The organism is Thermococcus profundus (assembly GCF_002214585.1).
GTDB lineage: Archaea > Methanobacteriota_B > Thermococci > Thermococcales > Thermococcaceae > Thermococcus > Thermococcus profundus.
On the sequence record NZ_CP014862.1, the window covers coordinates 690,385 to 710,660 of the forward strand.

Sequence of the window (20,276 nt, forward strand, 5' to 3'; positions counted from 1 at the left end):
GCCGCTGTCATTAGATTTGCATTGTAGGAAACTAAGGGACATTGACAATTGTACAAAGACAACTACGAAAGATTTAAAACGTTGGTGGTCATAAAAGATCATTGGTGAAATCCATGAAGAAAACCAAGATTGCAGTTTTGGTTGTTTTTTTGGTTGTTTTTTCTGTAGTTGCCAGCGGCTGTATTGGAGGCGGCGGTAGCAACACCACGAGTTCGAGCCAGTCCACTACCCAGAGTCAGGGCACCTCAAGCTCTGGTCAGTCCCAGACGACGTCGAGTTCCAGCGCTGGAGTTGCGGAACAGCTCGTTATTGGAGTTACCGACAAGGTTACTGACCTCGATCCAGCGAACGCCTACGACTTCTATACCTGGGAGGTTCTCAACAACGTCATGGAGGGCCTCGTGAAGTACAAACCTGGAACCCTGGAGATAGAGCCCGGCCTCGCCGAGAAGTGGGAGGTAAACAACGACTCAACCGTCTGGACATTCCACCTGAGGAAGGGTCTTAAGTTTGACGACGGAAGCCCGTTCACGGCCCAAGATGTGGTCAGGAGCATAAACAGGATCATGACCATAAAGGGAGATCCCTCTTGGCTCGTAACCAGCTTCGTTGACCACGTCGAGGCCAAAGATGACTACACCGTCGTCTTCTACCTCAAGCACCCGACTGCCTACTTCCTGGCCCTGCTCACGACCCCACCGTACTTCCCGGTGAGCCCGAAGTACGACAACGACAAGATCGACAGCGACGCCACCTTTGGCGGAATCGGCCCGTACAAGATAACCAAGTGGGTCCGCGACCAGGAGCTCGTCCTTGAGGCGAACCCCAACTACTACGGCGACCAGCCCAAGACCAAGAAGATAATCATCAGGTTCTACAACGACGCCTCGACAATGAGGCTCGCCCTCCAGAACGGTGAGATAGATATAGCCTGGAGAACCCTGAGGCCGACCGACATAAAGAGCCTCAAGAAGAACAGCAAGGTCAGCGTTATAGAGGTTCCCGGAGCGTTCATAAGGTACGTATGTCTGAACACCAAGATCGACCCCACTAAGGAAGTTAAGGTGAGGCAGGCCCTTGCGGCCGCGATCAACAGGCAGGAGATATCGAACGTCGTCTTCCAGGGAACCGTTGAGCCTCTCTACAGCCTTATCCCGAACGGAATGTGGAGCCACAAGGACGTCTTCAAGGATGCTTACGGAGACGCCAACCTCGACAAGGCTAAGCAGCTCCTCCAGGAAGCCGGCTACTCCAAGGACAACCCGCTCAAGATAACGCTCTGGTACACACCGACTCACTACGGTGACACCGAGGCTTCCCTGGCCCAGGTTCTCAAGAGCGAGTGGGAGAAGACGGGCATGATCAAGGTCGATATAAAGAGCGCCGAGTGGAACACCTACACCGACTACGCTAGGAAGGGCCAGATGCAGGTTTATCTCCTCGGCTGGTACCCGGACTACCTCGACCCAGATGACTACACCACTCCGTTCCTCGACGGAGACGCCAACGGCTGGGCTGGAACAGGCTACAACAACACCCAGATGAACACCATACTCAGGAAGGCCCAGACCATAACCGACCAGAACCAGAGGGCTAAGCTGTACGAGCAGGCCCAGGACATCCTGGCCCAGGACGTTCCGTACATACCGCTTATACAGGGCAAGCTCTTCGTCGTGACCCAGAAGAGCGTTAAGGGCGTCACCATCGGTCCGGACATGATATTCCACTACAGCACCGTCTACAAGACGGGCTGATCTCTCTTTTGTTTTCTTTTTGTCTGTTTGTATTGAAGTAAAGGGGTGATCAACGTTGGCTCGGGGACTTGGCAGGTACATCTTAATCCGGGCGTTGATGATAATCCCCATGATACTCATCCTGTACACGATCGTTTTCCTGTTCCTGAGAATTCTTCCCGGCAACCCCATTCTCGCGGTTGTGGGAACGAAAAATATCCCGCCTGAGCAGCTTCACCACCTAGAGCACCTTGCCGGTTTGGACAAGCCGCCTTACGTCCAGTACTTTGACTACCTCTGGAAGATGCTCCGCGGTGATCTTGGCGTGACCCTCGCGTCCCCGATGGGAAAATCGGTCGCCAGCTACATAAAGCTCCGCCTTCCAGCTACGGTTGAACTCACGATCTTCGCCTTCACGGTCAGCGTTCTCCTTGGGCTGGCCACCGGTGTTCTGGGCGCCGTTAAGAAGGGGACGAAGGTTGATACCGGGATGAGGGTCTACAGCATAATCGCTTACACCCTGTTCATACCATGGTTCGGCATGATGCTCCAGTACCTCTTCGGCGTCAGGCTCCACTGGCTCCCAACCTCCGGGAGGATCGATCCGGGGATAAACTTCCATTCAATAACAGGCTTCTACGTTCTCGACGCCCTCTTTCAGGGCAACTGGGCGGCTTTGAAGAGTGTTTTAGCGCACCTGGTTCTGCCCAGCATAACCCTTGGAATAGTCCTCAGCGGCGCCTACACGCGTCTGGTCAGGAACAACATGGTCGATGTCCTCAGCCAGGACTTCATAAGGGCGTACCTCGCCAGGGGTGTTCCCGAGAGGAAAGTCCTCTGGTATGCCCTCAAGAACGCCTTCATCCCCGTGGTAACGCTGATGGGACTCCAGTTCGCGATACTCCTCGGGGGTGCGGTTTTGACGGAGACGACCTTCAACTGGCCTGGCATGGGAACGTTCATCATGGAGAGGATAAACTACCGCGACTACAACTCGATCCAGGGTGCTGTGATAGTCTTCGCGCTCTTCGTCGGCCTGATCAGCCTGATAGTGGACGTCATCTACGCCCTCCTCGATCCGAGGGTGGAGTACTAAGGGGGGAGGAGAATGAGGGTGATAGACTATCTGGTAAAGCCCCTCCGTGAGAGGAGGCCTGGTAGGGGACTCATGATCTTTGGGCTGTCGGTGGTTTTAGTCGTTCTCTTCATGGCCCTGCTGGCCCCGTGGATCTCCCCTTACGACCCGACTGAAATAGGTCCGGACATATTCTCTCCCCCCAGCTGGAAGCACCCGATGGGGACCAACAGCCTCGGACAGGACGTTTTCTCAAGGATAATCTGGGGATCGCGGATAATCCTCTACGTGGTTGCCATCGCCACAACCCTCTCTATAGTAATAGGAGTCCCCCTTGGCCTGCTCTCTGGGTACCACGGCGGCAAGACTGACAGAACCCTGAGCATGATAATGGACAGCGTCTACTCCTTTCCGTCCCTCATACTGGCCATAGTCATAGCCGTCGTTCTGGGCCCCAGTCCCATCAACACAGCCGTGGCAATAAGCTTCGTCTACGTGCCCACCTACTTCAGGATGGTGCGCGGCCAGACCCTCAGCCTCAAGGGACAGCTCTTCGTCGAGGCGGCGATGGCCATGGGCGTTAAGGACAGGGAGATCATGCGCAAGTACATACTGCCGAACGTTCTGCCCACCGTTTTGGTGGTGTTCACGCTGAGCGTTGCCGATGCCATCCTGACGGAGGCGGGTCTGAGCTTCCTGGGACTGTCCGTTACGCCGCCAACTCCCGACTGGGGCTACGACCTCCATGTTGGACAGCCCTTCCTGCTGGACGGCTACTGGTGGCTGGCCTTCTTCCCGGGAATAATGATCATGCTCCTGGCAATGGGCTTCGCCATGATAGGCGAGGCAATAAACGAGAGGTTTTCCCTTGGAACGAGGTGATGATGATGCTCCTTGAAGTCAAAAACCTCAGTGTGTACTACTACACGCTCTCGGGGGTTGTCAAAGGTGCGGAAAACGTGTCCTTCTCCCTGGAGGAGGGGGAGTGGATAACCTTCGTCGGAGAAAGCGGGAGTGGAAAGTCAACCGTGGCCCAGGCCGTCATGAACCTCGTTCCGTCCCCCGGGAGGATAGTCTCGGGTGAAGTTCTTTTCAGGGGCAGGGATCTGGTGAAGATGAAGCCGGAGGAACTGAGATCCATACGGGGAAAGGAGATAACAATGGTCTTCCAGGATCCGATGACCAGCCTCGATCCCCTTAGAAAGGTTGGAGACCAGATAGTCGAGGCAATGGTCGTTCACGGTGTTCCTGAGGATGAAGCCAGGGAGAGGGCCAAGGATCTCTTTGAAAAGGTCAATCTCCCGGCGGACAGGCTGGACTACTACCCCCACCAGCTCTCGGGTGGACAGAGGCAGAGGGTCAGCATAGCCATAGCAATGGCCTTCAACCCGAAGCTCCTGATAGCCGACGAACCGACGACCGCCCTCGACGTCATAGTCCAGGACGCCATCATGGATCTCCTCGACAACATGAAGTCCGAGGGGACTACGATCTACTTCGTCACCCACGATATCTCCCTGGCAGCTGAGAGGAGCGACAGGATAGCCGTCATGTACGCCGGAAAGCTCGTCGAACTCGGAACTGTGGAGCAGATAGTTGAGAGCCCGCTCCACCCGTACACCAAGGCCCTTCTAGAAGCCGTCCCGGATCTGTGGAAGGAGGGAGAAGTTAAGGCCATCCCCGGTTACCCGCCCGACCTGAGAAACCCGCCGAGGGGCTGCCGCTTCCACCCGCGCTGTCCCCTTGCGAGGGCAGGGGTGTGCGACAGTGAAGAACCGGAGCTCAGGGAAGTTGAGAAGGGACACCTCGTTGCCTGCCACTTCCCAGGGGGGTGGAAGGAATGAGCGAGCCCCTCCTCAGGGTCGAGAACCTCAGGAAGTACTTCCCAATAAAGAGGAGCGTAATGGAAGCCCTCAGAAAAGTGCCACCGAGGTACGTAAAGGCCGTTGACGGCATAAGCTTCGAGATAGAGAGGGGTGAGGTTCTGGCCCTCATAGGCGAAAGCGGCTGCGGAAAGACGACCGCCGGAAGAACGGTCCTGCGGCTGATAGAGCCGACCGACGGGAGGATAATCTTCGATGGAACGGACATAACAAAGCTCTCGAAGGATGAACTGAGGCCCTTCAGGAGGAGGATGCAGATAATCTTCCAGGATCCTTACTCCAGTTTAAGCCCGAGGATGAAAATCGGGGATGCCATAGCTCACCCCCTCCTCGTTCACGGACTTGCCGACAAGGAGGAGGCCAGGGAAATCGTCCTGAAGATGCTCAAGCGCGTCGGATTGACCCCCGAGGACGAGTTCTACGACCGCTATCCCCACCACCTCAGCGGTGGCCAGAGGCAGAGGGTCGTTATAGCCAGGGCGATGGTGCTGAAGCCAGAGTTCGTGGTTGCTGACGAGGCTGTCTCAATGATAGACGTCTCCATGCGCGCCTCCATACTTGATCTCCTCGAGAGCTTCGAAAGGGAGTACAACCTCAGCCAGCTCTTCATAACCCACGACATAGCCGTCGGAAAGCTCATAGCGGACAGGATAGCGGTGATGTACCTCGGAAAGATAGTCGAGATAGGCCCCACTGAGGAAGTCCTCAAGAACCCCGCTCACCCCTACACAATGGCCCTCATCCAGGCCGTCCCCTCCATAGCCGTCAGGAAGAAGGAGAGGAAGTTTAAGATAGCCGGCGAGGTTCCAAACGCCGCGAACATACCGCCTGGCTGTCGCTTCCACCCAAGGTGCCCCTTCGCGGACGAGAAGTGCAGGAGCGAGGAGCCGAAGCTGATCGAGGTGAGCCACAACCACTTCGTCGCCTGCCACCACCCGCTCGGGTGAGGCCCTTTCTTTTTAATCCTCCTCCTTTGATTTCCCCAGCCTGAGCTTTCTATCAATCTTAAGCATCTCCCTCCACTGCCTCCCGGGCCAGTAGATCTGGCCACAGTCCTTACACACGTAGAACTCTTCGTATTTTTCATAAACGCTTTCCGGTACTCTGCCCTTTACTTCTTCCTTCGGAACCCTCTCTATCGGCCCATTGCACTTTGGACAGCGGGCGTTCGCCGGGAAGAGCTCCCTGAACTCGACGCCAAATCTCCTCAGCTCCTCGACCTGTCCCTCCAGGGAGTTGGAGGAGAGGAGAAAGACTTCTACCCCCGCCGCATTAGCCTTCTCCGCAAGCCCCTCATCGCGGGTTATAATTACCCTGCCCCCCTCAAGGGCTCTCTTAATGATGTCATCATCGTCAACTATCCCGTAGAGGGTATTGTAGCCGTACAGCCTAAGCCATCTCGCCAATCTTCCAAGCATCATGTCGGCGATGAACTTCATGGCTATCGCTGGGATTTTGGTAATTAAGTTAAAGTGCCTTCCGGTGGGAACGCTTATAAATCGGTCCTGTATTTTACAGTTATAAAACACCTTGATGCCAGGTGGTGAAAATGCTCGTCTACTTCATCGGCACCGGCGGAAGCGAGGGAATTCCAGCACATCTATGCACCTGCTCCTCATGCAATCAAGCCAGAAGATTCGGTTTCGCCCAGAGAAGACCCTCGACGCTCGCGGTGATCACTGAAAACCAGAAGGCAGTCCTCTTCGACGTTGGCACTGACATAAGGGACTTCCTCAACGTTCCGCTTGAAGCTATCTTCCTGACCCACTGGCACCACGATCACATCTACGGCCTCTACAAGCTCCGCTGGATGGCAAAGGAGACTGAACTCTACGCCCCAAAAGGACACGCCGATGCCCTCATCCTCAACGACCCCAAAAACCTGAGGCCGAAGACGCTTAAACCCGGCGATACTCTGAAAGTTGATACGCTTAAAATAACGGCCATAAAGCTCAACCATGACGTTGAAACCCTCGGCTACCTCATCGAAGAGGACGGGAAGAGCGTGGCTATTCTCTACGACACCAAAGGCCTCTCCGAAGAAACCTGGGAGTTCCTGAAGGAGAGAGCACCGCTGAGGCTCGCTATTGTGGACGCGACCTACCCGCCGGGAACCGACGATCCTAATCACAACAACGTGGATGAAGCCGCGGAAATTGGCCTCCAACTGGCGGAGAGAACCGTTTTAAGCCACATTTCCCATAAAAACCTTCCCTTCTTGGAACTGGTGGAGTACGTTAGAAAGAGATGGGGAACAAAGGTTCTTGTCGCCTACGACGGGATGGTGTTCTACGTCTGAACTTTTCCATAGATCTTCTCTGAATAATCTGAGTAGAGGGCGAGAACGACCATGGAAGTCGTTTCCGTGTTCGTGTCGCCTACGGGGGTTATTTTCCCGTTTTCCAGTTGGTAGCCTGTGATTATTCCTCCATTCCGCGCTTGGAGGTTGGAAATTGCCCCGATGCATCTCTCATAAACCTTCTGGCCGCTGGAGGGCTTTCCCAGCATTCTATAAAGATAGACGAAGAGGGCGCACTTGTAGGTCTGATAAACGCCGCCGAAGGCTTTATCCCGGAAGCCGTTTCCATCCCACATCGCGAGGAGCGAACGGTAGAACCGCATCGCGCCGGTTCTGTTTCCACTTAAGGTCTCGTTGATGGCCGCATAGGCAAGCAGGTCTGCGTAGTCATCCCAATCGCTCATTTGACAGGAGGGGTTCGCCCGCTCACGTTTTACGGTGAACTCCGCTTGGAACTTCCGGGAGTAGACTTTTCCCATTATATCTGTCTCCGAGCAGAAAAATCCCTCTATCGGCCGTCCAAGGAGAACATCGACCTTCCCGCTTCGGCCGCTCGAGTAGTTCTCGTTGAGGTTTTTCTGGATCCGTTCCCCAAGCGGCGAGCCGAGGAGGATCAGCGCTCTCGCCGCCAGCAGGTTGTCGTTTGCCACGTAGATGGTCTCGTTGTCGGGATAGGCCGTTACCGCCGCCCTCAGCAGTCCCGCCTCCGGAACGTACTGGGACTCCAGGAAAGAGCGGAGGGCTGATTCGTTTAGTTCTGTGGCATTTCTGGTTTTAGGCCTCTCCTCAAGTCGGTGGAGCCCGAGGAAGGACGCCCCAACCAGCAGTAACACGACCAGAGCGGCTATATGTTTCTTCATTGGTAAAACCTTTTGCTTGCCCCATAAAGCTTTTTTGCAGAACGTCCAAAGGGCAACGGTGGTGGGATGCGCGTCCTTGAGCTCGCTAAGAGGAGGAAGACCATCAGGCAGTTCCTCCCGGACAGGCCCCCAAAGGAGGAGGTAATGAAGGCGATAAAGGCTGCGAAGGAAGCTCCTTCCGGGATGAACGCCCAGCCATGGAAGTTCGTCGTTGTTGACGACGACTGGCTGAAGGCTAAAATCCGCGAAGTCTGTGAGAGGGAAGAGGAGAAGTTCTACTCAAAAACCAAGGGCGATCTGATGGCCTGGCTGAACGCGAAGGGCTTCAAGCCGGAGAAGCCGTTCCTGAGTGAAGTGCCTTACCTGATCCTTGTCTTCGGCCACACGAAGGCACCGTACTGGCTCCAGTCAACGTGGATCGCCGTCGGCTACCTCCTGCTGGCGCTTGAGGAACTCGGCCTCGGAACCGTGACCTACACCCCACCGAACCCCAAACCCGTGGAGGAACTGCTGAACGCCCCGAAGGATTACAAGCTCCAGACGATACTGCCCGTCGGATACCCGGCGGATCCAAAGCCGAAATACGAGAGGAAAAAGCTGGAAGACGTGGTGAGCTTCAACGGCTTCTGAGGTGTCTTTCCAGCTCTTTCAAAATTCCCATCTGCTCCCAAGTCTCAACCGCTCCCGGACGGAGCGAGCGGACTCTCATCAGTGCCGTTCTCAAAGGAAGATCCTTGGAGTACATGAGCCAAGCTACCGCCACCGTTCCGCTCCTTCCCAGGCCGCCGATGCAGTGTATAAGGACTCTCTTTCCTTCCTTAACCCGCTTTTCAATCCAGCGGAGAATTCCGAGGAGCTGGTCAAGGTTTGGGGCCGTGAAGTCCGCTATCGGGCTGTGGAGAATCTCAACTCCTCTTTTCTTCCATTCTTCGAGGGAGTAGGGGACTTCGTGCTCCTCAACGAGAACCACTACGGCATCAAACTCCTCTGCCACTTCATCGATCTCCTTCTCCGTCGGCATTCGGGAGAAAGCCACATTCTCATCGATGAACTTTGCAGAGGGCCACATCGTCTCACCACACCCTCGTCCCGACGGGCACTTCCTCTGGAACGGGGAGGAGGTAGACTTTTCCCTCCTCGGTCTCAGCGACGATCAACATCCCCTGGCTCTCGACACCGCTCAGCTTCTTCGGCTTGAGGTTGAGAACGAAAACAAACTTCTTCCCTTCCAGCTCCTCCGGAGAGTATTGGTCGGCTATGCCCGTTATTATTGTTCTCTCCTCGCTGCCGAAGTCCACTTCGAGCTTAATGAGCTTCTTCGTGCGCTTCAGCTTCTCGGCTTTCTTAACCATACCGACGCGGAGGTCGAACTTCCAGAACTCATCAACGTCGTAGAGCTCCATGGACTTCACCGAAGATAATGAGGCGGAGCATATTTTAGGGTTGCCCTTCCCATAGGAGGATTTCATCTCCCATGCTCTCGGCAATTAGCCTTCCATCCCTCTCAAAAACCCACGCGCCGCCGGGAGGATGGCTGTTCACGATGAAAGCCTTAACGCCGAGTAGCCTAACGCGCTCCGACATGGCTCTGACGTCTTCCTCGTTGGGCTCCCCGTAGTCGGGCGAGTATTCCATGGGCACGAAGAGGAGGTCTGGCTTTTTCCTCCTCACCCATTTGGCTATGCGCTTGTTGTAGAAGTCGCCGCAGATGATAATGGCAACCTTCCCGAACTCGGTTCTGGCAGTTTTCACCGTGTTGCCGGTGCAGAACTTGTGGGGTTCTTGGAACTTGTGGTGCTTGAGGAGGACTTCGCCGTTCCGCCCAATGAGCAAGGCCGAGTTGTAAATGCAGTGCTTGTATGGCTCAAGCAGGCCGAATACGATGTAGACGCCGTTCTCCCTTGCGAGGTTGCTCACCCTCCTGAAAATCTCATCGTAAAGCCCCGCCCCTGAAAAGTCCCACTCTCTAAAGCCCGTCAGGCAGTACTCGGGAAAAACGAGAAAGTCTGGATCCTGCTCTAAGGCCTCGCTAAAACGTCTTTTGAACTCCCTCCAGTTGGCCTCGAAGTTTCCATCTTCAACGCGCATTGGAATTAGAGCAACTCTCATCTCAGCTCCCTCGAAGCGTTTAGGAGCTCTTCTGCCAAGCTTTCGGGAATCTCTTCCGGTTTTTGATACTTTGAAAGCTCTTTAAAGAGCTCTTGAAGCCGTTTGAGGGCCTCAAGGTTGTCCTTTACTCTTGTCCTCATCTTTTCGGGCTCATCGTTTGAAACGTCGGTAAGAAAGCCATCTACGCTGGACAGGGCTTCAGAAAGAGTTGAATATTTTCTCTCACCTGTCAAGTCGTATAGCTCCGAGAAGACGTTCCCAAGGGATAACACGTTTTCTTCATAGCGAATCAGCTGAAGCCGTAGGTAGGCATCTGAGGCGTTATGCTCAATGGAGTGTTCAAGAAAGTCGGCCATATCGGAGAGCACCAGCCTGGAGCGGAGGGAGTCGAGGTAGACGCTCTCTACAAGCCTTTCGTTCTTTTTCCTGCACCCTGCCCACGCGTAGGTGGCGGCGAGGAGAGCAATGGCCAGCAGGAGTGCGATTATCTTGAGGGTGCGCTTTTTCTTCATCCTAAATCACCTACTTACCACTAACCTGCAAAAACTTTAAAACTTTTTGTCCACAAAAATGCTTAGCTCTAGGGGGTCCTGAAATGAGAACGTATTCCTTTGGAGTCGAGACGGTTCCGGCCGCTTTAGCGGGTGATCTGCTTATTGGAAGCGTTCACAACGGGAGGAACTACAGGATCATGCTGGCGAGGGCTAGAGGGGAAGAAATACTCGAAACGCGCTTTCTAGGTGAGAGAAACGACTGGGAAGGACACGCTATAGCGCGAATTGAAGACGGCTACGTAATAGGGGGAGCCGTTGAGGGAAAGGCAACGCCTGATGGAGGAGAAGGATGGAAGGCCTACATCGCAAGACTCGATGAGAGCTTAAACCCCCTCTGGGAGCGGGAGATTGAAATTAGGGGCAACGAATGCGTTTACTCAATTTTGCCGGCTGGCGGTTCAATCTTCATAGCCGGCGAGACGGGAAGGCCCAGAAACAAGGGGTTCTTTGTTGGAAAGCTCTCTATGGAAGGAGAACTGGATTGGCTGAAGGATTTTGGCAATTGGGAGGACGTTGTGACGGCATCCCTTCTTCCAGGGGAAAGGCCGAGGTTAGTCGGGAACGTTAAAGATGAAGGCTGGAAGGTCATCACCTTTGATTTCGCTCCTAACGGGAACTTCTTAGGCCAGGAACTCCTCGCGGAAGATGGGATAGCGCTCACCGCGGCACTTTGGAACGGCAAGCTCATCCTGGCCGGTTATGATGGAGACGACCTCTGGGTCTGGGGTGGGGGATGGGAGGTAACCATTCCAAACGGCTCCGCAACATCTCTCCTCCCACTTGAGAGCCGCCTCCTCGTTGGGGGAGAAATTGAAGGTAGGGCCATCGTTATGGAGTTTGGCTCCAATGGGGAAATCCTCTGGAAGAAGCCCCTCTGGGAGCGCGGCTGGGTTGAGGTTCTGGCTCGTGAGATTGCGGCAGGGGTGAAGGAAGAAGGCGAAAGGACCGTCATGGCCCTCGAAGCGATAGGGAGATAAACCCCGTTCCCTAAAACGTTGGGGGGGTTCAACATGGATCTAATCAGGAAGTTCAAGCTCCTGATGGCCCTGATAAGCACGGGCTTCCTTGGGAACCTGCTCGTTATCTACTTCCTCTCCAGGGGCTTCAGCTACGCCCAGATAGGCCTTGAGACCTCTATAGGTGTCCTTGGGGCTTTCCTCTTTGAGGTTCCAACTGGAGTCGTGGGCGACAAAATCAGCAGAAAGCTGAGCGTCCTCATGGGATTTAGTATTCACGCCCTCGGGAGTGTTATTCTCCTCTTCCTCCGCAACTTTCCCATGCTCCTGCTCTACGCCCTCATCTCCTCCCTCGGTGCCTCATTCGTCAGCGGAAGCTTTGAGGCGTGGCTCTTCGACGACCTGAAGCACATCGGGAGGGAGAAGGAATACAGAAAAGTCATGAGGGACGCTAAAAGCATAACCATTCCGCTCTCAGCAACAGCGCTGATAATCGGAGGCTTTCTGGCGCAGTTCTACGGCTTCATCCTTCCCATAATCCTGAGCCTCGTCGTTGAGCTTTCGGCGATAGTCCTTATACTCTCAATTCCTGAGTACGAGTTCAAGAAAACTGAGAGAGACTATCTGGGCCACACATTGTCCTCTTTAAGGGAGCTCTTCCAGCCGAGGCTCTTCTGGTTGATCCTCCTCTCCATAGTCGTGAGCATGCAGGCCAACCAGTTCAGAAAGTTCTTTGAGCCCTACCTTGGAGATATACTAGCAAGAAGCCTCGGAACAACCCTCATGGGCACTCTAGGACTCCTTGGTGTTGTCGAGGTCACGGTTAGGACGGTTCCGAGGCTGGTCGGAGTCCGCCTCCGCGACTCCTGGAGCAGAAAAGCCTACTCCCTCGCCCCCATCCTGATTCCAGTGTTCACGGTTCTCTCCGTGGTCTACCCCAACCCCCTCTGGATAGTCACCCTTGGGATAGTCCTCACAATCCTAACGGCGGCATTCAGCTTCAACCTCAGCGTGGAGTTCCAGCACAGGATACCAAGCGAGAAGAGGGCCACCCTGCTCTCCCTTGACAGGATGATCGCGGGATTGATGATGGCCCTTTTCTATGCCGTTTATGGCTTCGCTGTGGACAAACTGGGCCTGGCTGAGGCGAGGCTAATGTTTGCCGTGATTCTGCTGGTAGTTGGGGCAAGTTTCAAGGTCGGGGAAGTTCTGGGATTCCTTGGGGAACACCTGAGGTTGAGCCACCTTGAGGGAAGCGGGAACTGAATCATGCCTTGCTTCCCCTCCTTTTCAGCATTGAAAGTTCAGCGTAAACGATCCCCAGCATGGAGAATCCCACAAAAGTTCCCCAGAGCAGACCGCCGGTGGAGTATACGCCGCTGAGATAATCAGCGGCCTTAATTAGCTCGTTCCTGAAGATCACTGGGAGCAAGACTGCAAAGAGAGCCGCAGTTCCCAGGATCACCTTTCTGGCGCTTTCATACTTTACATATGCCCAGGGGAGCATATTCCCAAGCCAGTGAATCCCCATCACCAGAAGGAGACTGCCAGTGTAGAGGTAGGCCCAGCCGAGGACAAACCCGATGAGGATGTTGAAGAGGAGCGTACTCCAGCGTCTGGTGGGATGCGAGAACTTGTGAGAGATTCCGAAGAAGATGGAAATCCCAACGAGGCCAGCCAACGGATTCCAGAGCGATAGAAGACCTAGGAAAACGTAGCGGTAGGTCAACTCCTCAGGCAGAGCGGCGCTTATAACCTGGATAACGGCTGCCTGAGCGAAGGTAAGGCTTTTCACGAGCTCCAGCTCTTTCCTTTCTTCCTCGCTTTTAGGGTGAAAAAAATCCCGGAATTCTGGGATGGCTGGGATGGAGCTCAAAAGTGCCAGCGAGAAGAAGGGCAGAAAATCCTTTAGGGGGAAATCCCAGCGGACGAAGTAAATCCCTGGACAGAGGAGGGTCACAAAGATCGCAAGGAAAACCGTGAAGAGTGATGTGAAGAGCCAGTAGCCGGCTATCTCCCCAAATTTTCTTTGAAACGCCTTTACAAGGGGCTTGGTATACAAACCCTTTGTTACGAAGAGGAGAAACGCTAGGATGAATACAATCAGTGGGTTCATGGCATCACCATTCTAGTTTGAGGTGGTATTTTAAAAATCTTTTCATAATAGTAATGATTGTTTCCATAGTTAAAACAACGAATCTCTCCCGGACTTTCTTTCTGCCAAAAACCTCCTCAGCATCTCTGCCTTCTCGATCCTTCCAAGCTTCAGGTAGGCCTGATACTCGTACTCTAAGTCGAGAACGGGTATTTTCATGCCCTCAACTTCCACGAAGCGCCTGTACCTGTTTACGTCCACAGGCTCCTCCCACTCATCGTTGACCCTCTTCTGAATGTCGCCCATTATTTCGACTTTGATCCCATCGATCATCAGAGCCCCAAAGTGCGAGCGGATTCTCTCGCTCTCCTTAAATTTGACAGGTTCGATTACAAACTCAGAAAAGAGGCGTTCGATTTCATAAGCTCCCTCTCTGTCCGTTTGGATATCAATATCATGGGGCTCAACAGGGATACCTTGGAGGGCAAAGCCGAGGCTACCGGTAACCGCCCAGGTGACGTCGCTTTTGCTCAGCCTTTCATAGATCCTTCGGAGGACTTTGAGATGTTTCTGAGGAATCATCGTTTGTACACCTCGTCGATTTATAGCTCAAACAGGATAAAAACCTTGGGAACTCTGACAGTCACGAATTTTCGTCACAGCTCCTCAACAACCACCAAAACGCCCCTCGTAGGTCGCTATGGATCTCTGCACAGTCAGCATGGTGCTATGAATGCCTCGCTTTTGAAATCTCGGAAACATCATCCGCTAATATCGAGAGGAGAGCTCCGGCAAGGGGAACATAGTGATGATACCCCACCAACCTGAAAGTCTGGGGTTTAGTGCTATGAACACGCGCCCTGGCGGCTAAAAAGCTGACCAAAAGGGCCTTTGCAGTACTTAATGAGGAGGGCAAACTCATTGGGACAGTCATCTTGAGCGGAATAGAGTTCAGGAACGGAACGGCGGAAATAGGGTATGTTGTAGGAAAGAATACTGAAATCAGGCTACGCAAGTGGGCACTGACCTCCTCCCCGTCCTAAAGAGCGAGGCTTTCATAAGAAAAGGTAACAAATCCTAAGCGTGTACAAAAACATTTTATACTTCTGATACTAAGTGAAAACTGGTGATTATCATGAGAAAAATTGTGGGAATTCTCGTGGTAGTTATGGTTCTTGCTTCGGGGTGCCTTGGGAACGATGGGGTGAAAACGAAAACACCCGGGACATCACAAACGGAATCCCCCAAAACCACCGTTTCTCCTGGAGAAGGGAACCCCGACAACCCGTCCCTGGCTATCGAGAGAATCGCTCCCTCTGATCCTCTCTGCGGTTTGGACCCGAGTGAAGCTATCTCGCAGTTTATTGGGGCTCTTCAAGATGACTACTCGCTTAAACCTACCGAGCCTGATTTTCCGGTTCCAGAGGGAAGCCTTGCCAGCGAGGTCTTCGAGGTTTCTGAGGTCTCGGGAGCTTACGTTGCAGTTTTTGCTTATCCCGACTATTACTCAGCCTCCAGCGCCTTGGAAGACCTTAGAGAAAAGCTTAACATCAAAGCAAACACCACAGACGGATTCCAGTGGGAGGGAAAAGGCAAGGATGCACTTTACTCGGCCTTTTCAATGTATTTCGGAGGGTTCTATCTAGTTGTCTTGTTCAAAGTGCCATACAGCCAAGATCTGATTGACGAGGCTGAGTACACCCTCAAGGATCTTATGTTCCATACAATGTGGGTTGGTCCCTCTCCGGGGAAGATGCTGGGCTTCTTTATGCATACGAGAGTTCTCAACCAGACCTGGGGAAGTAATGCCTTCTCCGGCGATCTCCTATCGATCAGTGGACTAACTCCAGAGGGGGCAAGGATTGAGGCGGCCGTTTATAGAGAGGGATGCGGTTGGGAAGTCTATGATACACTGAAGGAAAAAATTGAAAAGCTGGGGTTCAGGGAAAAAGCTCTTCCACAGCTTAAATCTCACGATCCCGCTGGGGAGGTCGTCCAGAGGGCCTACTTTGAGGGGGATCTCGGAGTGTACATAGAGCTGTACCGGGGGCCGGGAATGGACAGAGTGATGCTCCTCTACGGGAACAAGAGTGCCGTAAAAACGGCGGTTTTGAACATGTGGTCGGAGGGTAGTTCTGCCGGCTGATTTCATTTTATTTAAAAGGCGTGTCTTTGAGAGGAGCGGGGAAATTCAGAGCCTGGCGGTTCTGGCATCTTCCATGGCGGTTGCCTCATCACTGTTCCTTCTGAAGACCGTCAGGAAAGCAAAAGCATAAAATCCAACGGGCAGACTTACCAACAGGTGAAACATCATGGAACCAAAGATTCGTGAAGCTAAACCCGAGGATAAACCCTTCATTGAGGAGATAGCGAGGCTGACATGGGGCGGGGAGGATTATTTAGCGCGCGTCTTCGATGAGTGGGTTGAAGACGGGAACTTCTACGTGCTTGAACTTGAGGGAAAGGTAATCGGAACCGTCAAGCTGACGTTCCTTCCAGGAAAGGTCGGCTGGCTGGAAGGGCTGAGAGTTCATCCTGATTATCGCGGCAGGGGCTATGGAAAGCTCCTCCATGACTTTATCCTGTGGAAGGGCGAAGAACTTGTGGAAGAGGGAAAGATCGAAGCCCTGGAATTTGCGACTTACTTCCTCAACAGGGAGAGCATAGAGATGGCAAGAGGAAGCGGGTTTATAGTTAAAGCGCGGTTCTTCGCGGCGGGCGCGAGGGTTGGCGATTTTGAACCCGAAGAGCCTACGATGATAGAACCAACGATGGAAGACTTAACGCTGGGCCTCATTCCAGTCGGCTGGCGTTTCGTGAAGCGGAGCGAAGAGACCCTTGAGTGGATACGAAAGAACGCTGAGCTCTATGACTACAACGGCCTCCGCTTCATAGGGCCAAAGGATGGAACAACGTTCACCCCCCTCGACCCGGGCCCTGCTGTCCTGAGGGCTCTCCTGCCGGCGATGGCGTGGGTGGCGAAGGAAAGGGATAAAGAGCAGTTCGACCTTATGTTGCTCAGTGCGATAAAGCCTGTTCTCCCAGGCTTTAAAAGGGCAGGGATTTGGATATGGGACGGTTCAGAGGAGCCGAACGTTCTTGTTTTCAGGAAGAAGCTGGTTTAGTTCCTTTCCTTCTTAAAAACCAGCTCCCTCCAGTTGATATCAACAAAAAACTCCCTCGTTAGGACATTCGCGATTTCCTCTGGGAGGCCTTCCTTCTTAAGGGCTCTTTTGAAAGCCCTCCTTCCCCGGCGGACAACCCTGGTTAACCCTGCGATTTGAAATAACAGCCTTGGAATATGCAAAAATAGAAGCTTGAGAAGAGAACGAACTAAATTCACTCCTCTTTCTCCTCCTCTTCAATCTCGACTTCTTTGACTTTTCTCGGCTTGGTGGGGATGTTTATGCTGACGTTACCGCCTTTCTGCTTTATCATGTTCACGAGGGCTTCGGTGAGTGTCTTAGCGACGTTTATGCTGGCCATGTACTCCTTCGTCAGCTCGAGGGCGGCCTCTTTATCCATCCCGGCCTCCACGAGGTTCTTGTAGAAGTCAGCCACGCTTTTGCCCATGGCGGCCATCTTCTCCGGGTCGTAGAGCTCCCTGAGGAGCTCCTTTATCGGCCCCATAATGCCCTCCATCAGGGTTCCGACCCGGTCCATCATCATGGCTACCTTGTCGAGATCCCTGTCGCCTTCGACGGCATCTATCAGGTCTTCAAGCATGTCCACCTTCCGCTCGAGGGCCTCAAGCTCCTCTGGTGTCTTTGCGTTCTTCATCTCCTCGGCAATTTCTTCAATCAGTTTCTCAATCTTCTCCGTGCCCACCATATCAACCACCTCAATAATCATTAGTCTGCTCAAACCTAATCGGCATTCCGATCAGCTCTAACCACCTCTTGACCACGTCGCGGGAGAGGACGTAAACTCGGCCCTTGGAGCTCTCAGAAGAAACCTCCTTCACAACGCCCAGTTTTTTCAGCTCCTCAAGCTTCGCCCTTACAGTGTTCCGTGAAGCCTTTCCGCGCCTCCCCTTAAGTTCCCGGGCTATCTGGCTAACGTTGGCTCTCCTGAGATCGAAGAGAATCTTCACAATTTCCCTGGCTATTGGATCGTGCTTTATCTCGGGGATAACAACGTCTATGCTCAGCCCGCCGTATTCGGCATAGAGGTTGAGGAGCCTGAGGTAAGACTGGGCCAGCTGGGAGACTATCTCGAAGCTCTTTCTGAGGGCATCAAGAGCCTCCCTGAGCTCCTGGACTTCCCTGGCCAAGTCTTCATCGGGCATGTTCGTTATTTGGATGCTCAATCATTTAGGGATTGTGGTCAGAGATGAGCAGTTTTTGTGCTTTCCCAGATAAGTCCGACTTCCCCTTTTCCGTTCCCACAACAAATCCAGCCAGGTTCGCCGCTGAGTGGAAGGTGAAGGCCGTTAGGAGCGAGCGCGTTACTGCAAAGAGGTAGCCAGCGGAGAGTCCAACCAGGAATGCTCCCAAGAGGGTCAAAATCTTTCCGACGAGATTTCCCTCGAAGGCCATCCAGTGGGGAAGGGCGAAGAGGATCGCTGAAAAAACGACCGCACCCCAGAACGCCCCAGAGCCTAAAAGGTAGCTCTCCAGGAGTTCCCTGTAAAGGCTCTCCTCCCCAAGGGGAGCGAGGACGAGGAGAAGAAACCACAACTCAACTTTTCTCTCGGGAAGCTCCGGCGGGGTAATCTCCACTCCGAGCCGCTTTTGGACTAAGTTAAGCACCAGCGAGAGTAAGAAGCCGCCCAACAACGCCTCTGGAAGGTCTGATAAGCTTGAATTCATAGGAATCCCGAGGAGAATGATCAAAATAAGTGAAAAGGCTAGAAAAGAGGCCTGGATAACGAATCCTGTCGCCTGCTTATGCTTTCGGGCAACGAAGAAAGAAACCAGGGAAGATGAGACGAAAACGATGAGCCAGAGCAGGAGCGCGATAAGGTACTCAATCACCCCCAACCACCTCGCGGAGGATTTTAAGGGCCTTCTCAAGCTCTTCAATTCCTTCCTCAGTAAGCTCCACGAACTTCCTTGGTCGCTTCCCGAAGCCGTAGTAAGTCCTTACAATTCCAGCTTTTTCGAGGGCTTTCAGGTGAAACTCGACGTTCCCCGGCGTCATCTTGAGCGCCTTAGCTATCTCTATGAAGGTGCTTCTCTCCCTCGAGAGGAGGTAGAGGGCTATGGCAAGCCTCGTCGGGTTGCCGAGTGGCGAAGTGGAGAGTTTTCTAAGCTTTTCCGCCCTCATCTCACTCCCTCATGGCTTTTCTGATGTAGAGGAAGGCGACGAATGCGAAGGCCATTGAAATAACCATCACCGCGAGAGCGAGCCTGGGAAGGGGGAGCTTTCCTACTAATGATATTGACGAAAGGATTATCAGACCGCCGAGAAGCACCTCCCATTCAGCCCTTTTCACGAAGACGAAGTCCACAGCGGCCATAAGGAGAAGCGCGAGGCCAACAAATGCTAACATCCACTCTCCCTCGGAGGTGTAAGCTAAGCTGGCAACTAGTGCCGAGATAATCCATGCTGAGATCTGAGCGACTAGGTAGGCCTTTTTTTTCTCCCTTTTCATTCCAAGAACCCGCTCTATAGCCTCGACTTTCTTGAAAACCCTCTCGTTTTCAACAATGAACCAGGCCACCACCAGTATGGAAAGGATTGACGAAGCCCAGTCCCAACTAATTCCCGCGTAGGAGTTAAGGATGAGCGTCAGCAGGTAGAGCAGGGGAAGCACAGCCGCCCAGAAGAGGAAGGGAAACGCCAAATACACCCTCTTCGCCAGGTTGAGTTCCTCCTCCACAGCCTTTAACGCCTCAGCGAGTTCTTTCTCCTCCATCCCCATCACCGGATAAAATTGGTATCTCCACCTATTTATAACCGGCCGAAAGTTTGGGGAACAAAGCCAAAGCGCGATCATACACGGGGACAATCGAAGGCCTTTTAACTTCCTCCGGCGGAAACACTGGGATGAGGGATGAGTATGGAAATCCTCCGCGTTTCTAGAGATAACCTAAGCGATTTTCAGGCTATGTACGTCGAGTTCTTTAAGGAACTCAGGGGAAAGCAGGGATGGAGCGCGGGCGATGAAGAGGAGTACCGGAAGGAAGCCGAGGAATACTTCAATAGAGGGGATATAATCTTCCTCGCATTTGACAAAGCTCCCGCGGGGTTCATCAGGATTTCGAGCAGGGACGGGAGCTTCTGGATCGAGGAACTATACGTTAGGCCGGAATTCCGTGGAAGGGGGATCGGAAGGGCGCTCGTCGAGCGGGCGGAGAAGGAGGTTCTCAAGCACGATGCTTTTCTCTACCTCCTCGTCCTCCCCCAGGACAAGAACGCGATAGGTTTCTGGAAGAGGATGGGCTACACAACGATAAACACGATAGAGCTCGTCAAGGAACTTAAACCTGGAGAGAAGGGGTTCCACACGGTTGAAATCCTTGGAGAAGGCTTCAGGATCTTTAAGTGGAGGGACGAGAAGTTCAGCGATGGGGAGATCCGCTTCATGGAGTTGCTGGAGGAGTTCTACTCGAAGGGCGGAACGAAGGAGGAGTTCCTCAAGCTGGTGAACAGGGCCCTTGAGGGGTGGCTTAAGAAATGATTAAGCCAGCCAGTCAAAACGAAAAGAACGGCTTCGGGAGTGTTGCCAGTGGGACGAGAAGCGCTGATCTACGTGAAGGCCTCCACA

26 protein-coding genes are annotated in these 20,276 nt (G+C 53.4%); 12 read left to right on the forward strand and 14 right to left on the reverse strand.

The window, feature by feature from the left end:
- Nucleotides 1–113: 113 nt before the first annotated feature.
- From A3L09_RS03870 to A3L09_RS03890, 5 genes are read left to right on the forward strand one after another with little or no spacing between them, the layout of a single operon-like run.
- A complete protein-coding gene (locus A3L09_RS03870) occupies nucleotides 114–1,754 on the forward strand; it encodes an ABC transporter substrate-binding protein (RefSeq protein WP_088857710.1) in 1,641 nt (546 codons plus the stop codon).
- Between the two features lie 55 nt (nucleotides 1,755–1,809).
- A complete protein-coding gene (locus tag A3L09_RS03875; protein ID WP_198362289.1) occupies nucleotides 1,810–2,829 on the forward strand; it encodes an ABC transporter permease in 1,020 nt (339 codons plus the stop codon).
- A gap of 12 nt (nucleotides 2,830–2,841) precedes the next feature.
- A complete protein-coding gene (locus A3L09_RS03880) occupies nucleotides 2,842–3,690 on the forward strand; it encodes an ABC transporter permease (RefSeq protein WP_088857711.1) in 849 nt (282 codons plus the stop codon).
- A gap of 5 nt (nucleotides 3,691–3,695) precedes the next feature.
- Nucleotides 3,696–4,652: an ABC transporter ATP-binding protein gene (locus A3L09_RS03885; RefSeq protein ID WP_198362299.1), complete on the forward strand. Its 957-nt coding sequence runs from the start codon at nucleotides 3,696–3,698 to the stop codon at nucleotides 4,650–4,652.
- Entirely contained in the window at nucleotides 4,649–5,638 is a 990-nt protein-coding gene (locus A3L09_RS03890) for an ABC transporter ATP-binding protein (protein WP_088857713.1), read from the forward strand. Before A3L09_RS03885 ends, A3L09_RS03890 begins: the two co-directional genes overlap by 4 nt.
- A 12-nt stretch (nucleotides 5,639–5,650) precedes the next feature.
- Here the strand turns inward: A3L09_RS03890 and A3L09_RS03895 are convergent, their stop codons facing one another.
- The gene (locus tag A3L09_RS03895) at nucleotides 5,651–6,130 is read right to left on the reverse strand and encodes a Mut7-C RNAse domain-containing protein (protein WP_088857714.1); all 480 of its coding nucleotides are present in this window, start codon (nucleotides 6,128–6,130) and stop codon (nucleotides 5,651–5,653) included.
- A gap of 110 nt (nucleotides 6,131–6,240) precedes the next feature.
- Between A3L09_RS03895 and A3L09_RS03900 the strand changes: the two genes are divergently transcribed.
- Complete coding sequence (locus A3L09_RS03900; RefSeq protein WP_088857715.1) at nucleotides 6,241–6,990, forward strand: MBL fold metallo-hydrolase; 750 nt, start codon at nucleotides 6,241–6,243, stop codon at nucleotides 6,988–6,990.
- Here A3L09_RS03900 and A3L09_RS03905 read toward each other — a convergent pair.
- Nucleotides 6,981–7,850: a hypothetical protein gene (locus A3L09_RS03905; protein WP_198362290.1), complete on the reverse strand. Its 870-nt coding sequence runs from the start codon at nucleotides 7,848–7,850 to the stop codon at nucleotides 6,981–6,983. The genes A3L09_RS03900 and A3L09_RS03905 overlap by 10 nt on opposite strands.
- A gap of 66 nt (nucleotides 7,851–7,916) precedes the next feature.
- Here A3L09_RS03905 and A3L09_RS03910 point away from each other — a divergent pair, with 66 nt between their 5' ends.
- A complete protein-coding gene (locus tag A3L09_RS03910; RefSeq protein WP_088857716.1) occupies nucleotides 7,917–8,480 on the forward strand; it encodes a nitroreductase family protein in 564 nt (187 codons plus the stop codon).
- Here A3L09_RS03910 and A3L09_RS03915 read toward each other — a convergent pair.
- The 4 genes from A3L09_RS03915 to A3L09_RS03930 are packed head-to-tail and all read right to left on the reverse strand — an operon-like array spanning nucleotide 8,467 to nucleotide 10,471.
- Entirely contained in the window at nucleotides 8,467–8,919 is a 453-nt protein-coding gene (locus tag A3L09_RS03915; RefSeq protein ID WP_088857717.1) for a protein-tyrosine phosphatase family protein, read from the reverse strand. The genes A3L09_RS03910 and A3L09_RS03915 overlap by 14 nt on opposite strands.
- A 4-nt stretch (nucleotides 8,920–8,923) precedes the next feature.
- Nucleotides 8,924–9,253, reverse strand: a complete 330-nt coding sequence (gene metG / locus A3L09_RS03920; protein ID WP_232473609.1) for a methionine--tRNA ligase subunit beta — start codon at nucleotides 9,251–9,253, stop codon at nucleotides 8,924–8,926.
- 34 nt (nucleotides 9,254–9,287) lie between these two features.
- The gene (locus tag A3L09_RS03925) at nucleotides 9,288–9,959 is read right to left on the reverse strand and encodes a carbon-nitrogen hydrolase family protein (protein ID WP_088857719.1); all 672 of its coding nucleotides are present in this window, start codon (nucleotides 9,957–9,959) and stop codon (nucleotides 9,288–9,290) included.
- Nucleotides 9,956–10,471, reverse strand: coding sequence for a hypothetical protein (locus A3L09_RS03930; RefSeq protein ID WP_088857720.1), 516 nt, complete (start codon nucleotides 10,469–10,471; stop codon nucleotides 9,956–9,958). Before A3L09_RS03930 ends, A3L09_RS03925 begins: the two co-directional genes overlap by 4 nt.
- A gap of 83 nt (nucleotides 10,472–10,554) precedes the next feature.
- Here A3L09_RS03930 and A3L09_RS03935 point away from each other — a divergent pair, with 83 nt between their 5' ends.
- Together A3L09_RS03935 and A3L09_RS03940 are read left to right on the forward strand one after the other, a co-directional pair.
- Nucleotides 10,555–11,490, forward strand: coding sequence for a hypothetical protein (locus A3L09_RS03935; RefSeq protein WP_088857721.1), 936 nt, complete (start codon nucleotides 10,555–10,557; stop codon nucleotides 11,488–11,490).
- Between the two features lie 33 nt (nucleotides 11,491–11,523).
- Nucleotides 11,524–12,735: an MFS transporter gene (locus tag A3L09_RS03940; protein WP_088857722.1), complete on the forward strand. Its 1,212-nt coding sequence runs from the start codon at nucleotides 11,524–11,526 to the stop codon at nucleotides 12,733–12,735.
- Nucleotide 12,736: 1 nt separating this feature from the next.
- Here A3L09_RS03940 and A3L09_RS03945 read toward each other — a convergent pair whose 3' ends face one another.
- Nucleotides 12,737–13,585 carry a CPBP family intramembrane glutamic endopeptidase gene (locus A3L09_RS03945; RefSeq protein WP_088857723.1) on the reverse strand — a complete coding sequence of 283 codons (849 nt, stop codon included), beginning with the start codon at nucleotides 13,583–13,585 and terminating at the stop codon, nucleotides 12,737–12,739.
- 69 nt (nucleotides 13,586–13,654) lie between these two features.
- The gene (locus A3L09_RS03950) at nucleotides 13,655–14,146 is read right to left on the reverse strand and encodes a nucleotidyltransferase domain-containing protein (protein WP_088857724.1); all 492 of its coding nucleotides are present in this window, start codon (nucleotides 14,144–14,146) and stop codon (nucleotides 13,655–13,657) included.
- A 553-nt stretch (nucleotides 14,147–14,699) separates the two neighbouring features.
- On the opposite strand from A3L09_RS03950, the gene A3L09_RS03960 reads away from it, so the two are divergent.
- Together A3L09_RS03960 and A3L09_RS03965 are read left to right on the forward strand one after the other, a co-directional pair.
- Nucleotides 14,700–15,710 carry a hypothetical protein gene (locus tag A3L09_RS03960; RefSeq protein ID WP_088857725.1) on the forward strand — a complete coding sequence of 337 codons (1,011 nt, stop codon included), beginning with the start codon at nucleotides 14,700–14,702 and terminating at the stop codon, nucleotides 15,708–15,710.
- Nucleotides 15,711–15,876: 166 nt separating this feature from the next.
- Nucleotides 15,877–16,689, forward strand: coding sequence for a GNAT family N-acetyltransferase (locus A3L09_RS03965; RefSeq protein WP_088857726.1), 813 nt, complete (start codon nucleotides 15,877–15,879; stop codon nucleotides 16,687–16,689).
- Here the strand turns inward: A3L09_RS03965 and A3L09_RS03970 are convergent.
- From A3L09_RS03970 to A3L09_RS03995, 6 genes are read right to left on the reverse strand one after another with little or no spacing between them, the layout of a single operon-like run.
- Nucleotides 16,686–16,907: a hypothetical protein gene (locus A3L09_RS03970; protein WP_088857727.1), complete on the reverse strand. Its 222-nt coding sequence runs from the start codon at nucleotides 16,905–16,907 to the stop codon at nucleotides 16,686–16,688. The genes A3L09_RS03965 and A3L09_RS03970 overlap by 4 nt on opposite strands.
- Entirely contained in the window at nucleotides 16,904–17,395 is a 492-nt protein-coding gene (locus tag A3L09_RS03975) for a hypothetical protein (RefSeq protein WP_088857728.1), read from the reverse strand. The genes A3L09_RS03970 and A3L09_RS03975 overlap by 4 nt, the downstream gene beginning before the upstream one ends.
- A 10-nt stretch (nucleotides 17,396–17,405) precedes the next feature.
- Entirely contained in the window at nucleotides 17,406–17,852 is a 447-nt protein-coding gene (locus A3L09_RS03980; protein WP_088857729.1) for an ArsR family transcriptional regulator, read from the reverse strand.
- Nucleotides 17,853–17,877: 25 nt separating this feature from the next.
- Nucleotides 17,878–18,540 (reverse strand): CPBP family intramembrane glutamic endopeptidase, encoded by a 663-nt coding sequence (locus A3L09_RS03985; protein ID WP_088857730.1) that lies wholly within the window; start codon nucleotides 18,538–18,540, stop codon nucleotides 17,878–17,880.
- Nucleotides 18,533–18,832 carry a transcriptional regulator gene (locus A3L09_RS03990; RefSeq protein WP_088857731.1) on the reverse strand — a complete coding sequence of 100 codons (300 nt, stop codon included), beginning with the start codon at nucleotides 18,830–18,832 and terminating at the stop codon, nucleotides 18,533–18,535. Before A3L09_RS03990 ends, A3L09_RS03985 begins: the two co-directional genes overlap by 8 nt.
- Before the next feature lies 1 nt (nucleotide 18,833).
- Nucleotides 18,834–19,430, reverse strand: a complete 597-nt coding sequence (locus A3L09_RS03995) for a hypothetical protein (protein ID WP_157727197.1) — start codon at nucleotides 19,428–19,430, stop codon at nucleotides 18,834–18,836.
- Nucleotides 19,431–19,562: 132 nt separating this feature from the next.
- Between A3L09_RS03995 and A3L09_RS04000 the strand changes: the two genes are divergently transcribed.
- Nucleotides 19,563–20,189, forward strand: coding sequence for a GNAT family N-acetyltransferase (locus A3L09_RS04000; RefSeq protein ID WP_232473574.1), 627 nt, complete (start codon nucleotides 19,563–19,565; stop codon nucleotides 20,187–20,189).
- Nucleotides 20,190–20,276 lie beyond the last annotated feature (87 nt).

Excerpts from the sequence above, each read along its gene's own strand:
- A3L09_RS03870 (WP_088857710.1), top strand. The coding sequence starts at position 114 with ATGAAGAAAACCAAGATTGCAGTTTTGGTTGTTTTTTTGGTTGTTTTT.
- A3L09_RS03990 (WP_088857731.1), bottom strand. The coding sequence starts at position 18,832 with ATGAGGGCGGAAAAGCTTAGAAAACTCTCCACTTCGCCACTCGGCAAC.
- A3L09_RS03895 (WP_088857714.1), bottom strand. The coding sequence starts at position 6,130 with ATGAAGTTCATCGCCGACATGATGCTTGGAAGATTGGCGAGATGGCTT.
- A3L09_RS03905 (WP_198362290.1), bottom strand. The coding sequence starts at position 7,850 with ATGAAGAAACATATAGCCGCTCTGGTCGTGTTACTGCTGGTTGGGGCG.
- A3L09_RS03935 (WP_088857721.1), top strand. The coding sequence starts at position 10,555 with ATGAGAACGTATTCCTTTGGAGTCGAGACGGTTCCGGCCGCTTTAGCG.
- A3L09_RS03915 (WP_088857717.1), bottom strand. The coding sequence starts at position 8,919 with ATGTGGCCCTCTGCAAAGTTCATCGATGAGAATGTGGCTTTCTCCCGA.
- A3L09_RS03880 (WP_088857711.1), top strand. The coding sequence starts at position 2,842 with ATGAGGGTGATAGACTATCTGGTAAAGCCCCTCCGTGAGAGGAGGCCT.
- A3L09_RS03980 (WP_088857729.1), bottom strand. The coding sequence starts at position 17,852 with ATGCCCGATGAAGACTTGGCCAGGGAAGTCCAGGAGCTCAGGGAGGCT.
- A3L09_RS03950 (WP_088857724.1), bottom strand. The coding sequence starts at position 14,146 with ATGATTCCTCAGAAACATCTCAAAGTCCTCCGAAGGATCTATGAAAGG.
- A3L09_RS03885 (WP_198362299.1), top strand. The coding sequence starts at position 3,696 with ATGCTCCTTGAAGTCAAAAACCTCAGTGTGTACTACTACACGCTCTCG.
- A3L09_RS03890 (WP_088857713.1), top strand. The coding sequence starts at position 4,649 with ATGAGCGAGCCCCTCCTCAGGGTCGAGAACCTCAGGAAGTACTTCCCA.
- A3L09_RS03995 (WP_157727197.1), bottom strand. The coding sequence starts at position 19,430 with ATGGGGATGGAGGAGAAAGAACTCGCTGAGGCGTTAAAGGCTGTGGAG.
- A3L09_RS03925 (WP_088857719.1), bottom strand. The coding sequence starts at position 9,959 with ATGAGAGTTGCTCTAATTCCAATGCGCGTTGAAGATGGAAACTTCGAG.
- metG (WP_232473609.1), bottom strand. The coding sequence starts at position 9,253 with ATGGAGCTCTACGACGTTGATGAGTTCTGGAAGTTCGACCTCCGCGTC.
- A3L09_RS04000 (WP_232473574.1), top strand. The coding sequence starts at position 19,563 with ATGAGTATGGAAATCCTCCGCGTTTCTAGAGATAACCTAAGCGATTTT.
- A3L09_RS03910 (WP_088857716.1), top strand. The coding sequence starts at position 7,917 with ATGCGCGTCCTTGAGCTCGCTAAGAGGAGGAAGACCATCAGGCAGTTC.
- A3L09_RS03945 (WP_088857723.1), bottom strand. The coding sequence starts at position 13,585 with ATGAACCCACTGATTGTATTCATCCTAGCGTTTCTCCTCTTCGTAACA.
- A3L09_RS03960 (WP_088857725.1), top strand. The coding sequence starts at position 14,700 with ATGAGAAAAATTGTGGGAATTCTCGTGGTAGTTATGGTTCTTGCTTCG.
- A3L09_RS03975 (WP_088857728.1), bottom strand. The coding sequence starts at position 17,395 with ATGGTGGGCACGGAGAAGATTGAGAAACTGATTGAAGAAATTGCCGAG.
- A3L09_RS03900 (WP_088857715.1), top strand. The coding sequence starts at position 6,241 with ATGCTCGTCTACTTCATCGGCACCGGCGGAAGCGAGGGAATTCCAGCA.
- A3L09_RS03940 (WP_088857722.1), top strand. The coding sequence starts at position 11,524 with ATGGATCTAATCAGGAAGTTCAAGCTCCTGATGGCCCTGATAAGCACG.
- A3L09_RS03930 (WP_088857720.1), bottom strand. The coding sequence starts at position 10,471 with ATGAAGAAAAAGCGCACCCTCAAGATAATCGCACTCCTGCTGGCCATT.
- A3L09_RS03965 (WP_088857726.1), top strand. The coding sequence starts at position 15,877 with ATGGAACCAAAGATTCGTGAAGCTAAACCCGAGGATAAACCCTTCATT.